Source organism: Methylococcus geothermalis (genome assembly GCF_012769535.1).
Taxonomy (GTDB): Bacteria; Pseudomonadota; Gammaproteobacteria; order Methylococcales; family Methylococcaceae; genus Methylococcus; species Methylococcus geothermalis.
The window spans coordinates 1,937,695-1,950,725 of the sequence record NZ_CP046565.1; the positions used below are offsets into that span (position 1 = coordinate 1,937,695).

The 13,031-nt window shown below is 65.7% G+C and carries 15 protein-coding genes; 11 read left to right on the forward strand and 4 right to left on the reverse strand.

All coding sequences use genetic code 11. The features are described 5' to 3' along the window. On the forward strand, positions 1-1,071 hold the full coding sequence (glcE, locus tag GNH96_RS09205; protein ID WP_228719790.1) for a glycolate oxidase subunit GlcE: 1,071 nt from the start codon (positions 1-3) through the stop codon (positions 1,069-1,071). Further along, the gene (glcF, locus tag GNH96_RS09210; protein ID WP_169603402.1) at positions 1,072-2,274 is read left to right on the forward strand and encodes a glycolate oxidase subunit GlcF; all 1,203 of its coding nucleotides are present in this window, start codon (positions 1,072-1,074) and stop codon (positions 2,272-2,274) included. A gap of 53 nt (positions 2,275-2,327) precedes the next feature. Here the strand turns inward: glcF and GNH96_RS09215 are convergent, their stop codons facing one another. The 4 genes from GNH96_RS09215 to GNH96_RS09230 are packed head-to-tail and all read right to left on the reverse strand — an operon-like array spanning position 2,328 to position 6,231. Then, positions 2,328-3,095 carry a glycosyltransferase family 2 protein gene (locus GNH96_RS09215; protein WP_169603403.1) on the reverse strand — a complete coding sequence of 256 codons (768 nt, stop codon included), beginning with the start codon at positions 3,093-3,095 and terminating at the stop codon, positions 2,328-2,330. Beyond that, positions 3,092-3,868 (reverse strand): lysophospholipid acyltransferase family protein, encoded by a 777-nt coding sequence (locus GNH96_RS09220; RefSeq protein ID WP_228719791.1) that lies wholly within the window; start codon positions 3,866-3,868, stop codon positions 3,092-3,094. Before GNH96_RS09220 ends, GNH96_RS09215 begins: the two co-directional genes overlap by 4 nt. A gap of 18 nt (positions 3,869-3,886) precedes the next feature. After that, a complete protein-coding gene (locus GNH96_RS09225) occupies positions 3,887-4,906 on the reverse strand; it encodes a chorismate transformation enzyme, FkbO/Hyg5 family (protein WP_169603404.1) in 1,020 nt (339 codons plus the stop codon). Then, on the reverse strand, positions 4,906-6,231 hold the full coding sequence (locus tag GNH96_RS09230) for an NAD(P)/FAD-dependent oxidoreductase (protein ID WP_223163401.1): 1,326 nt from the start codon (positions 6,229-6,231) through the stop codon (positions 4,906-4,908). Before GNH96_RS09230 ends, GNH96_RS09225 begins: the two co-directional genes overlap by 1 nt. A gap of 365 nt (positions 6,232-6,596) precedes the next feature. Between GNH96_RS09230 and dapC the strand changes: the two genes are divergently transcribed. The 9 genes from dapC (at position 6,597) to GNH96_RS09275 (ending at position 13,026) form a co-directional block, all read left to right on the forward strand. Then, entirely contained in the window at positions 6,597-7,793 is a 1,197-nt protein-coding gene (gene dapC, locus GNH96_RS09235) for a succinyldiaminopimelate transaminase (RefSeq protein WP_169603405.1), read from the forward strand. 11 nt (positions 7,794-7,804) lie between these two features. After that, positions 7,805-8,620 (forward strand): 2,3,4,5-tetrahydropyridine-2,6-dicarboxylate N-succinyltransferase, encoded by an 816-nt coding sequence (gene dapD, locus GNH96_RS09240; protein ID WP_169603406.1) that lies wholly within the window; start codon positions 7,805-7,807, stop codon positions 8,618-8,620. Positions 8,621-8,655: 35 nt separating this feature from the next. Beyond that, the gene (locus GNH96_RS09245) at positions 8,656-9,060 is read left to right on the forward strand and encodes a hypothetical protein (protein WP_169603407.1); all 405 of its coding nucleotides are present in this window, start codon (positions 8,656-8,658) and stop codon (positions 9,058-9,060) included. A gap of 83 nt (positions 9,061-9,143) precedes the next feature. Next, complete coding sequence (gene tatA, locus GNH96_RS09250; RefSeq protein ID WP_169603408.1) at positions 9,144-9,362, forward strand: twin-arginine translocase TatA/TatE family subunit; 219 nt, start codon at positions 9,144-9,146, stop codon at positions 9,360-9,362. A gap of 7 nt (positions 9,363-9,369) precedes the next feature. Then, positions 9,370-9,684 (forward strand): Sec-independent protein translocase protein TatB, encoded by a 315-nt coding sequence (tatB, locus tag GNH96_RS09255; RefSeq protein ID WP_169603409.1) that lies wholly within the window; start codon positions 9,370-9,372, stop codon positions 9,682-9,684. Continuing rightward, entirely contained in the window at positions 9,671-10,474 is an 804-nt protein-coding gene (gene tatC, locus GNH96_RS09260; protein ID WP_169603410.1) for a twin-arginine translocase subunit TatC, read from the forward strand. Before tatB ends, tatC begins: the two co-directional genes overlap by 14 nt. A gap of 23 nt (positions 10,475-10,497) precedes the next feature. Beyond that, positions 10,498-11,217: an SAM hydrolase/SAM-dependent halogenase family protein gene (locus GNH96_RS09265; protein WP_169603411.1), complete on the forward strand. Its 720-nt coding sequence runs from the start codon at positions 10,498-10,500 to the stop codon at positions 11,215-11,217. A 122-nt stretch (positions 11,218-11,339) separates the two neighbouring features. Continuing rightward, positions 11,340-12,269 carry an ATP-binding cassette domain-containing protein gene (locus GNH96_RS09270; protein WP_228719792.1) on the forward strand — a complete coding sequence of 310 codons (930 nt, stop codon included), beginning with the start codon at positions 11,340-11,342 and terminating at the stop codon, positions 12,267-12,269. Continuing rightward, entirely contained in the window at positions 12,262-13,026 is a 765-nt protein-coding gene (locus tag GNH96_RS09275) for an ABC transporter permease (RefSeq protein ID WP_169603413.1), read from the forward strand. Before GNH96_RS09270 ends, GNH96_RS09275 begins: the two co-directional genes overlap by 8 nt. The last annotated feature ends 5 nt before the right edge of the window (positions 13,027-13,031 follow it).

Consider the following 13,031-nt stretch of genomic DNA (forward strand, 5'->3'; position numbering starts at 1 on the left):
ATGACGATTCCGTACCAGGACGATGCCGACAATCTGACGGGACAGGTGCGCGCGGCCTGCGCCCGCCGGGAACCCCTACGGATTCGGGGCAGCGGCAGCAAGACCTTCTACACCGGGCCGTGCGAAGGGCGGCCGCTGTCCACCCTGGCGCACACCGGCATCGTCCATTACGAACCCACCGAACTGGTGCTCACCGCTCGCAGCGGCACGCCGCTCGCCCGAATCGAAGCGGCGCTGGCGGAATCCGGCCAGATGCTGGGATTCGAGCCGCCGCATTTCGGTACCGGCGCAACCTGGGGCGGGACCGTGGCCTGCGGATTGTCCGGCCCGCGCAGGCCCTGGGGCGGCAGCGTGCGCGACGCGGTGCTCGGTTGCCGGATCGTCAACGGCCGAGGCGACGTGCTGTCCTTCGGCGGCGAGGTCATGAAGAACGTGGCCGGGTTCGACATCTCTCGGCTGATGGCCGGTGCGCTCGGCACGCTGGGCCTGCTGCTGGAAATTTCGGTGAAAGTGCAGCCCCGGCCCGAGTGCGAGATGACGCGGTGTTTCGACGGTTCGTCCGCGGAAGCCCGGGAGCGGATGATCCAGTGGGGCGGCAGCGGTCTGCCGATGACGGCCATGGCCTGGGATGGCCGGCTCTACCTGCGTCTGTCGGGGCCGGAAAAGGCGGTTTCCGCCGCCGTCCGGCGTGTCGGCGGCGATGCGCTGGTGTCGGCGGACGCATTCTGGAGCAGCCTGAGGGAGCAGACGCACGGTTTCTTCGCCGGTGCGGGCGATCTCTGGCGGTTGTCGCTGCCACCGGCCGCAAGCCTCGATGGCCTGTCCGGTGCCTGGCTCCTTGACTGGGGCGGCGCCCAGCGCTGGCTGCGCGCGGCCGATGCGGGCCCGGCCGAGGTCTGCGCTGCCGTCCAGGCCGTGGGAGGGCATGCGCGCCTGTTCCGCACCGCGAATCCCGCGGCAGAGCGTTGCGCTCCTCTGGCGCCGGCGCTGGCCGGCCTGCACCGGCGGGTGAGGGCGGCGTTCGATCCGGAGGGAATCTTCAACCGAGGACTGTGGCAGGAGGCATTCTAGATGCTCACCCGGCTGGATCGGCAATTCGGCGGCACGCCGGAAGGGCAGGAGGCCGAAGCCATCCTTCACGCCTGCGTCCACTGCGGATTCTGCACGGCCGCCTGCCCGACCTATCGTTTGCTCGGCGACGAGCGTGACGGTCCGCGCGGCCGCATCTACCTGATCAAATCCATGATGGAAGGGGAGGCGGCGACCGGTCGGACCCGTCTCCACCTGGACCGCTGCTTGAGCTGCCGGGCCTGTGAGACGGCCTGCCCATCCGGCGTGCGCTATGGCCGGCTCGCCGACATCGCCCGCGGCATCGTCGAGCGGCAGGCCCCCCGGCCGTGGCTCGAAAGGGCAAAGCGCAGGCTGCTGCGGCTGATCCTGCCGTATCCGGGGCGGATCGCACCCTGGCTCGGCTTGGCGCGCCGGCTGCGTCCGCTGTTGCCGCGCGCGTTGCAGCGCAAGCTGCCTCCCGCGGCCGCGGGGGCTCCCTGGCCGCCGGTCCGGCATGCGCGCGCCATGCTGGCGCTGGGCGGCTGCGTGCAGCCCGCGCTGGCGCCGGCCATCGACGCCGCCGCGGCGCGGGTGCTGGACCGCTTAGGCATCTCTTTGGTGCGGGTGCCGGCGGGCGGCTGTTGCGGCGCCCTGAGCTACCACCTCGGCGCCCACGAGGAAGGGCTGGACTTCATGCGCCGCAACATCGACGCCTGGTGGCCCGCCATCCAAGCCGGCGCCGAGGCCATCGTCATCACCGCAAGCGGCTGCGGGGTGACGGTGAAGGAATACGGCGAGCTGCTGCGCCACGATCCGGCGTATGCGCAAAAAGCCGAAAAGGTGTCCGCGCTGGCGCGGGACCTGAGCGAAGTTATCGCCGCCGAGGACTGGCGGTCGCTGCCGGCCGTCCGAAAACGCCGCATCGCCTTCCATTCGCCCTGCACCCTGCAGCACGGCCAGCGGCTGGAAGGGGTGGTCGAGGCGTTGCTGCAAGGCCTGGGGTTCGAACTGACGCCGGTCGCGGACGCCGCCCTGTGCTGCGGTTCCGCCGGCACCTACTCCCTGCTGCAGCCGGAGCTTTCGTCAAGGCTGCTGGACGACAAACTCCGGAACCTGCAAGCCGGTCTCCCCGAAGTCATCGCCACCGCCAATATCGGCTGCCTGGTCCACCTGGCAGCGGAGGCCAAGGTGCCGGTGAGGCATTGGGTGGAGTTGCTGGATTGATAGCGGGAGAAAGGCCGTGCCGCGGGGGCGAGGCCGTGTCCGAAACCGGCGGCTCACAATTCCGGCCGGCGGATGATTCGGGCGACCAGGATCGGCAGACGCGCCAGAAAACCGAACACCAGACGGATATGCATCCAGGTCAGCAGGACGTTGTCGCGCCCGTAGTGGAAGTGCGAGGTGCCGCCCTCTTCGGGCTTGGGATAGTAGACCGGCACCGGTAGATTGACCGGCCGGATGCCGGCCCAGCAGAGCCGGACGGCGGCTTCCGGATCGAAGTCGAAGCGCCGCATCCATGGGTGATCCTGCATGATCACGCACAGGGCCTGGATCGGATAGACGCGGAATCCGAACAGGGAGTCGCCGATTCCGGTCCACAGCGTTTCCAGATTGGCCCACCAGTTGGAGATGCGCCGGCCCTTCACGCGCAGCGGCGGAGCCGAGTCGTCGAACACCGGTGTGCCCAGAATCATGGCATCCGGCTCTTCCTGCGATCGCGCCATGAATTCCGGGATGCGGTCGGCCGGATGCTGTCCGTCCGAATCCATGACCAGGGCGTGCGTGAACCCTTTGCGGCGGGCGGTCAGCAGGCCGCGCAGCACGGCCGCGCCCTTCCCGCGGTTGGCGGGCATCCCCAGCACGACCAGGCCGCTGTCCTCCGCCGAGAGTTTCAGCAGTCCTTCCCAGGTGCCGTCCGTGCTGCCGTCCACCACCACCCAGACCGGGTTCCAGTAATGCCGGGCCGCCTTGACGGTGTCGTAAACCTTGGGTCCGGGGTTGTAGCTGGGAATGACGACGAGGTGGGTGCGGGAGGGCGTGTTCATGTCGGATCGGAGTCGGTGGGAGCGGTCGGGGCGCCGGCGAGCTCGCGGGCGTAATAGGCTTCGAGCGCATGGGTGAAGGCGACGGGGTCCTCGGGCGGATCGAATCTCAAGCCCAGCCGGATGCGGAACCGGATGGGAAGGCTGGGCCTTGCATAGACCGGCCAGCATTTGCTCAGGAACGGGGACTCGGTTTCCACGATCAATGTCTGGAGCGGAACGCCGGCATGGCGGGCGATCAGGGCGGCGCCGCCCTTGAAGCGGTTGACCGGCGGCTCGGCGGTGCGGGTGCCTTCGGGGAAGATCAGCAGTTGCCCGCCCTTGCGCAGCTCCGCGACGGCCGCCTTGATCATGCCGTGGCCGGCGTCGTTGCGGATGTAGCGGGCCAGGCGGGCGCCGGCGCCGAGGAAGATGTTGTCGTTCAGATTCGCCTTCATGATGCAGACCAGGTTGGGCAGGCGCGAGGCGACGATCACGGCATCGAGGAGGCTGGGATGGTTGGCGACCAGCAGCAGCGGCGTTTCGTCGCGCAGGGATTCGAGTTCCGCAGTGTCGAAGCGGAACGCGCCGCAGGCGCCCATGATGCCGAAAAAGATCCGCCAGCCGTACATGATTCCGAACCGGCCGACGGGGCGGCCCAGCCGCTCCGGCAGCAGTGGATGGAGCAGCACGGCGGTGCCGATCCAGGCCAGGGACATGGAGGCATACAGCAGCAGGCCCAGATACAGCGCGGCGTATTCGTACAAGGCCCTCAGTGGGCGAATCAGCAGGCTCAAGTCGGGACTCCTCGATTTCTAAGGCGATCTGCTCCCGAAGGCTTCGATTTCCACCAGCAGTTCGTGGCGGCAGATGTCGGCCTGCAAGAACAGGACCTCGGCCGCGGCCGGCAGGGCGGAGGCGAGTTCCCATTGTATCGGTTCCAGAGCGCAGCCGGGCCGGACATAGGCCTTGTAGCGGAAATCGGCCAGAGTGAAGCCGGCGCCGTGGGGTTCCCGGTTCAGCGCAAAGACCAGGGCGGCGATGTTGGCCAGGGTTTCCCGCGTCTGTGCCGCGGCGTCGCCGGGATGCAGGCTTTCATGGCCGACGATGCTGGCGGTTCCGGAAACGAACACGGTCGTTTGGCCCTCCGAGCGCAGCAGTGTGGCGCGGGAGAAGCTCGGGCTGCGTGGCCCGTATTCCCCGGGATACAGGTAGGCGCTGAGCTGGCGCGGGTTCTCGATCGGGATCGCGGCAGTGCGCGAGGCGATGAAGTAGACCGTCAACGGGCCGGTGGGCGTTCCGAGCGCGCAAGCGGCAGGCAGGGCACCGGCGATGGGCCGGTTCGCGCGAAGGAAAGCGTCCTGCCGCCCGATGTTGAACTGCCGGTAGCGTTCGAGTCCGGCCTCCTCGCGATTGATCGCCGGAAAGTAATTCCAGACCCGGACGAGATGCGGGTATCCCTCCTGATCGAGCAAGCGACACACGGCGGCATAGGCTTGCTCCGTCACGCCCCGTATGTCGGCGCCGGCGTCGGCTTGCAGCATGCCGAAGAGGTGTTGGCCGTCGCAGCGCCAGGCGATGGCCCCGGTTTGGCCGCCGGTCGTCGGGTGCGTGCTCATCCAGATTTCGACCAGCGGCTCATCCGGGTGGATCGGGGGAGCGGTGATTCCCGCCTGAGGCAGCGAGCGTGGGAGGCCGACCGGCCGATCCCGCGCGAAACCGACGGCGCCGAGCCCTCGTGTGTCCAGTAGGCCGGCCATGGCCGGCAGTTCGGCCGGCCGCAGGTAGAGGACCGACAGGGCGCGATCCGCTGGCGTGACCATGGCGAGGGCCATCAGGCGGCGTCGGCGTCCTGGATGTTCAGGCCGCGCCGCCGGCGCGCGTCCAGGGTGCGGCGGAGGTACCACAGGCAGTTCAGGTAATAGACCGCCTTGAATGCGTACAGCGAGAACCAGATCGGCGTTTGGCCGAAGATGTCGCCGGCCAGCAACGACAGCAGGGCCTCCTTCATGCGCAGGACGTTCCGCGGCGTCATGAAAAGTTCGCGCATCGTCGGGTTGGTCATCCGGTAGATGAACCAGGAAAACTCGCGAGGGCCGTGCCGCATCCGCCGGTCGAAGCGCTTGAGCGCCGCATTCGCCTCCTGCGGCCGGCTCAGACAGGCATCGACTGTTTCGGCCGCGGTCACGCCCCCCTGCATGGCGAACAGCACGCCGGAGGAAAACACCGGGTCGATGAAGGCATAGGCGTCGCCGATCAGCAAATAGCGCTCACCGTGGGTTTGCGTGGAGACGTAGGAGAAATTGCCGGTGGCTTGTACTTCGGAGACCAGTGTGGCATCGGCCAGGCGCTCGGCCAGTGCCGGGCACAAAGCGATCGTCTCCAGGAAGAAATCGCGCAGCGGCTTGTCTCTGCGTTTCATGTAATAGGGCCAGGTCACCGCGCCCACGCTGGTCGTGCCATCGGCCAGGGGGATGAACCAGAACCATCCGTGCTCGAACCAAAATATCGAGATGCTGCCCTCGTGCCGGCCGCTGCGCCGGCGGGCGTTGGCGAAGTGGCCGTAGACCGCGGCGCTGTTGTGTTTCCTGTTGCGCTGCTTGAGCTTCATCCGGTTGGCGATGAAAGTGTCGCGGCCGGAGGCGTCGACCACGAAGCGGGCCCGCCAGCGCCGCGACAGCCCGGCGCGGTCCTCGGCATCGACGTCGGCGCCTTGGCCGTCGGCCAGAAACCGGATGTCCGTGGCCCGCCAGCCCTCCAGAACTTCCGCGCCGCGCTTCGCCGCATTGCGGATCAGGATGTGGTCGAATTCCGAGCGCCGGACCTGATAGGCATACGGCAGGGATTTGTTCCAGGCGTCGGCGAATTCGAAGGTGAGCGTGTCGTCGTGATCGGGCGACACGAACTCCGCGCCGGGTTTGTACATGCCGATGCGTTCGACTTCATCCTTCACGCCGAGCCGCTCCAGCAAGGGCAGGTTCGCCGGCAGCAGCGATTCGCCGATGTGGAAGCGGGGATGGCGGCATTTTTCCAGCACCACCGTGCGGTAGCCGCGCTCGGCCAGCAACGCGGCGACCGTGGAGCCGGCGGGTCCCCCGCCTATGACCAGCACGTCGCAATCGGCGAATTCGGAAAGCATGGATTCGGAGTGCGGGTTCATCGGGATGGATTGAATCTGGACGAGGCGAACGATGGCAGGCGCGGCATTATAGCTTCAACCATCCGGCGGTTGCGAACCATGATCGCCTGCGGAAAGCAAGTCGGCCGGTTCTCGCTGAAGGCATCCATGAGGTCAAAGCCGGACCGGCGGGCAGCGATGGCGTGTTGCTATCTCGCTCATCGTCACCATCCTTTGGGTCATCCCGCCTCCTCCAGCCCCAAAAAGGGACCTTGTCTATCCCGCCGAAAAGGGACATGACGACGTGGCTCTTACACAGGACAGGCCCGATTCTGGAAGAAAGCGGGCGCCATGACTTATACTTGCGCACCTTTTCAACGAAGACGGCGCCCACGATTCTTCCCGACATGAATCCCAAGCTCGCCAGCCTGCATCCTTATCCCTTCGAGAAGCTGGCGGATCTCAAACGGGGCCGGATGCCGCCGGCGGACAAGCCTCACATCGCGATGTCCATCGGCGAGCCCCAGCATCCGACACCGCACTTCATCGCCGAGGCGCTGCTGCAGCACCTGCACGGCCTGTCCGCCTATCCGACCACCAAGGGCGGCCCGGAACTGCGCCGCAGCATCGCGCAATGGCTGGAACGGCGGTTCGCCCTGGGGGAGGGCGCGGTCGACCCGGAGCGGCAGGTGCTGCCGGTCAACGGCACGCGGGAAGCGCTGTTCGCCTTTGCCCAAGCCGTGATCGATCCGGCGGAGCAGCCTCTCGTGCTGATGCCGAATCCGTTCTATCAGATCTACGAGGGCGCGGCGATCCTGGCCGGCGCGGAGCCTTTTTTCCTCAATACCACGGCCGAGTCCGGATTCCTGCCGGATTTCGACGCGGTGCCGGAATCGGTCTGGCGCCGCTGCCGGCTGGTCTATGTCTGCTCGCCCGGCAATCCGACCGGCGCGGTGATGGGGGCCGATCAGCAGCGGCAGTTGCTGGAACTCGCGGACAAGTACGATTTCATCGTCGCATCGGACGAATGCTATTCGGAGCTGTACGCCGATGAGGCCGATCCGCCGCCGGGTTTGCTCCAGATCGCAGCCAAGATGGGTCATACCGAATTTCGCCGCTGCGTGGTGTTCCATTCCCTGTCCAAGCGTTCCAATGCGCCGGGCCTGCGCTCGGGCTTCGTGGCCGGCGATGCCGAGATCCTGAGCCGTTTCCTGTTGTACCGGACCTATCACGGCTGCGCCATGTCGCTTCCGGTGCAAAAGGCCAGCGAAAGGGCCTGGGTCGACGAAGCCCATGTGCGCGAGAACCGGACGCTTTACCGGCAGAAGTTCGACGCCGTTGCCGCCGTGCTGGGGGACGTCCTCGACATGACCGTGCCTTCGGCCGGGTTTTATCTTTGGCCACGGACGCCGATCGAAGACACCGCATTTGCCGCCGGCCTGTTCGAGGCTCAGAATGTCACCGTGCTGCCGGGACGGTTCCTGTCCCGGCAGCACGGCGGCGTCGATCCGGGCGCAGGCCATGTCCGCATCGCCCTGGTCGCTCCTTTGGAGGAGTGTGTCGAAGCGGCCCATCGTATCAAGCAGTTCGTTCAAACCCTCTAGTCAGCGATAACATGTCTTTGGAAAACATCATCAACGAAGCTTTCGAAAATCGTGCGCAGATCAGCCCGGGCGCGGTGGGCGCGGAAGTGCGCGAGGCGGTGGAAGAGGCCCTGCGCCTGCTGGACAGCGGCGCGGCGCGCGTCGCCGAGAAGAAGGACGGCGGCTGGGTCGTCAACCAGTGGCTGAAGAAGGCGGTATTGCTGTCCTTCCGCATCAACGACAACCGCGTCATGGACGGCGGCGAGACGCGCTATTTCGACAAGGTCGAACCCAAGTTCGGCAGCTTCGGCCCGGAAGACTTCCGCGCCGCGGGCGTCCGTGTGGTGCCACCCGCCGCCGTCCGCCGCGGCGCCCATATCGCCCCCGGCGTGATCCTGATGCCGTCCTTCGTCAACATCGGCGCCTATGTCGATTCCGGCACCATGGTCGACACCTGGGCCACGGTGGGCTCCTGCGCCCAGATCGGCAAGAATGTCCACCTCTCCGGCGGCGTCGGCATCGGCGGCGTGCTGGAGCCGCTGCAGGCCGGTCCCACCATCATCGAGGATAATTGCTTCATCGGCGCGCGTTCGGAGATCGTCGAAGGCGTCATCGTCGAAGCGGGCTCGGTGATCTCGATGGGGGTTTATATCGGCCAGAGCACCAAGATCTACAACCGGATGACCGGCGAGATCAGCTACGGCCGGGTTCCCGCGGGGTCGGTCGTGGTGTCCGGCAACCTGCCGGCCAAGGATGGCAGCCACAGCCTGTATTGCGCGGTGATCATCAAGCAGGTGGATGAGAAGACCCGCGGCAAGGTCGGCATCAACGAGTTGCTCAGAGACTGATTCACCAAACCAAGATAAGGGAGCGAGGAAGCGTCATGAAACGAGTATCCGCTGCGATATGCGGCCTGTTGTTTTCCGCCAACGTGTTCGCCGTGGCCCAGCACTACGTGCGCCAGGACGGCGGCCATGTCCAGCACCTGAAGGTCAACAAGGTGGGCAATGAAATCCGCGTCGGCGTGGACGTCGACTTCGAGCCGGTCGGGAGCGTCGATGAAGGCAAGCGGCCTTGTTCGCACGAGCTGGACGGCCATGCGGAGCAGGTCGCCGAGAACGAACTGGTGCTGAAGAAGCAGGTGGAAAGCGAGGCGCGCTATTGCGAGCTGAAGATTCACCTCAAAGGCGATGCGGCCATGATCGAACAGTCCAAGGATTGTGATTATTTTCTCGGCACCTATTGCAAATTTGCTTCTGAAGGCAAGCCGCTGATTCTCGTCAAATGACGAGGAGAACGCGGCGCGCCTCCCGATTGATCCGGGCCAGGCGCCCCGCGAATCCATAGGAATCCAACTCCGGAGTTTGAACCATGGGCATAGGTGTTTGGGAGTTGTTGCTGCTTTTTCTGATCGTTCTGGTCGTCTTCGGCACCAAGCGCTTGCGCAATATCGGCGGCGACCTGGGCGGCGCGATCAAGAGCTTCCGCTCCGCGATGAGCGAAAGCGAGGACAAGGACAAGCCTTCGGGGGACACGACGCGCACCATCGAGGGAGAAGTGGTCGACAAGAAAGAGAAAGACAAGGTCTGACCGGGCCATGTTCGATATCGGCTTCACCGAAATGCTGCTGATCGGGTTGGTGGCCTTGCTGGCGTTCGGGCCGGAGCGTCTGCCAAAGGTGGCGCGCGAGACCGGCTACTGGATACGCAAGGCCCGCAGCTCGCTGGCTTCGGTACGCGCGGAAATCGAACATGAAATGGAAATGCAGGAATTGAAGCAGGCCATGCTGGAAGCCAAGTCGGCCAGGATTCTCGAACCGGCCTCGGACCAGGCTACCGAGCCCGCGGAGAATCCGCCGACGGAGACCGAGCCGAAGCCCGCATCGCCGGAACACGCCGATGACCGACCGTAAGTCCAGACTGGCCGACGAGGATGTGGAGCAGCCTTTCATCTCGCACCTCGTGGAGCTGCGGCAGCGGATTTTGCGCGCCCTGGCGATGGTGCTGGTGCTGTTTCTGGGGCTTGCGTTCTATTCCAACGAAATTTATTCCTTCCTGGCCGGGCCATTGCTGAAGCATATGCCGGAAGGGTCGCAGATGGTCGCCATCGACGTGGCCTCGCCGTTTCTCACGCCGTTCAAGCTGACCTTGATGGTCTGCGTTTTTTTGTCGATCCCGTTCATTCTCTACCAGGCCTGGGCTTTCGTCGCACCCGGCCTGTATCGTCATGAACGGCGCATGGTGCTTCCGCTGCTGGTGGCGAGCACGCTCCTGTTCTATGGCGGTGTGGCGTTTGCCTACTACGTGGTGTTCCCTCTGATGTTCGGCTTCCTGACCGCGACGGCACCGGCGGGCGTCGCCGTGATGACGGACATCGCCAAGTACCTGGATTTCGTCCTCACGCTGTTCCTGGCTTTCGGCATCGCTTTCGAAGTCCCGATCGCCACGATCCTCCTGGTATGGAGCGGCATCGTCTCGCGTCAGACCATAGGCGACAATCGTCCTTACGTCATCGTGGGCGCCTTCGTCGTCGGCGCCGTCCTGACGCCTCCGGATGTCGTGTCGCAAACCTTGCTGTCGGTGCCGATCTGGCTGCTGTTCGAGCTAGGGCTCTTCTTTTCACGGTTTTTCGAGGGGGCGCCGGAAAATGAGCCAGCCGGGACCCCTGTCATCGAACACCGCGATCCCTCTTCCGACCGTTGAGGCCGGGCTGCGATCGTTAAGCCATGATCCTGCTGTTCACCGACTTCGGTCCGGCCGGCCCCTACCTGGGCCAGATGGAGGCGGTGCTCCGGCTGAACGCGCCCGGCGTCGACGTCATCCATCTGGTGAGCGATGCGCCGGCGCCGGTACCCGCCGGTTACCTGCTTGCGGCGCTATGCCGGCAGTTTCCGGAAGGCTGCGTGTTTCTCTGCGTGGTCGACCCGGGAGTGGGCGGTGACCGGCAAGCGCTGGTGCTCGAGGCGGATGGCCGCTGGTTTGTCGGACCCGACAACGGCTTGCTCAATACCGTCGCAGCGCAGGCGGAGCGCAAGCATTGGCTGCGTTGCGACTGGCGGCCGGAGCGCCTGTCGGCGAGCTTCCACGGCCGCGACCTGTTCGCGCCGGTCGCGGCACGGATCGCCAAACGCGACTTCGGCTGGGCGCACCAGCCCGTCGAGGGGCCGGACACGGCGTTCTGGCCGGCGGACCGCGCCTCGATCGTCTATTTCGACCATTACGGCAACGCGCTGACCGGGCTGCGCTACCGCTGCGAGCTCGCGGGACGGGTATTGCTCGTCAACGACCGGCAGGTGCGGCATGCGGAGGTTTTTTGTGCGGTCGATCCGGGCACGGCGTTCTGGTACCGCAACTCGCTGGATCTGGTTGAGGTCGCCGTCAACCAGGGCCGGGCGGACCAGGCATTGAGCCTCGCCGTTGGCGACAGCGTGCTGTTCGTGCCGTAGGGGGCTCAGTCCGGTCGCGGCAGGCCGTCCCGTTTTGCCGCATGGCGGCCCCGGGGCGTGCGATAATAAAACTTTTAGGCCTGAACATCCCGCTCCTTGGCATTTCCGCCCTCCCATTTTCCGTGCATTCTTTCCGCTCCCCCGTCGTCATCGCGCGCCATTTGACCAAGTCTTTCGACGGGAAGCGGGTGGTGGACAGTTTGTCCTTCGAAATCCGGCGCGGGGAATGCGTGGGCATACTCGGTCCCAACGGAGCGGGCAAGACCACGACGCTGCGGATGCTGGTGGGCAACACGCCGCCCGGTTCGGGCGAACTTTCGGTGCTGGGCTTCACCATCCCGGAGCAGGGGCGGGCGATGCGCGCCAGAATCGGCGTGGTGCCGCAGCAGGACAATCTCGACATCGATTTCACGGTCATGGAGAACCTGCGGATCTACGGCGGCTATTTCGGCTTGAGCGAGAAGACGCTGAGGGCGCGGATGCCCAGGCTCCTCGATCTCGCCGCTCTCACCGACAGGGCTGGGGCCCGCATCGGCCAGCTTTCCGGCGGCATGAAACGGCGGCTGTCGATCGCCCGCGCCCTCGTCAACGAACCTGAGATGCTGGTGCTGGACGAACCGACCACGGGTCTCGATCCCCAGGTTCGGCACAACATCTGGAGCATGCTGCGCCAGTTGCAGAACGAGGGCCTGACGATCATCCTGACCACCCATTACATGGAGGAAGCCGAGCGTCTGTGCGGGCGCATCATCCTGATGGACCGGGGGCGGATTCTGGCCGACAGCAGCCCGCAGGCGCTGATTCGCGATCATATCGAGCCGCACGTGCTGGAGGTGCACGGCGCCCATGCCGAAAGCTGGCGCCGTTCGCTGGTCCTGGCGGGCGGAGTGCGTTGCGAGCGCATCGGCGAGAGCATCTTCCACTACGGCGACGATCTGGAGGTCCTGGTCCGATCGCTGGATGCCTGGGACGGCGTCCATTACGTCTACCGCCGCGCCAATCTGGAAGACGTGTTTCTGAAACTCACCGGACGGGATCTGCGCGATGCTTGAAGCCTGCAAGCGCTGGAAATCCGTGTGGCGGCGCAACGCCTGGGTCTGGCGCAAAGGCGCGCGCACGGCACTGCTGGGCGGTTTCGTCGAGCCATTGTTCAATCTGCTGGTGCTCGGCCTCGGGCTGGGGAGCTACGTCGGCCGGGTCGCCGGCTTGTCTTATCTGGATTTCCTCGCCGGCGGCATCCTCGCGACCAGCGCCATGAATGCCGCGACCTTCGAAGGACTTTACCTGGCCTACACCCGCATGGCGGTGCTCAAGACCTGGGACGGCATGCTGGCCGCGCCGCTGTCGTTGGCCGACATCGTGTGCGGGGAGGTGCTGTGGATGGGGACCAAGAGCGTGATCGGCGCCGGGTTGATCCTGGCGGTGCTGGCCGGCTTCGGGCTGGCCACGAGCTGGACCGCGCTCGGCTTGCTGCCTCTGGCTTTCCTGGCCGGCGTCTGTTTTGGCAGCATCGCCCTGGTGGTGACTTCCTTCGCCCGCAGCTATGACTTCTTCGTGTATTACATCACGCTGGGCATCACGCCCATGGTACTCCTGAGCGGGGTGTTCTTCCCGTCCGACAGCCTTCCCCCCGCCGTCCGGGCCGGCGCCGGATGCTTGCCGCTGTTTCATGTCGTCGAAGCGATCCGGCCGCTACTGGCCGGGAACCTGGAGCTCGGCTTGCTCCGGCATGCCGCGGTGCTGCTGGCTTTTGCCGTGCCGGCGATTTTCCTTGCCATCTGGCGCCTAGAGCGCAGGCTGACGCCATAATCTCT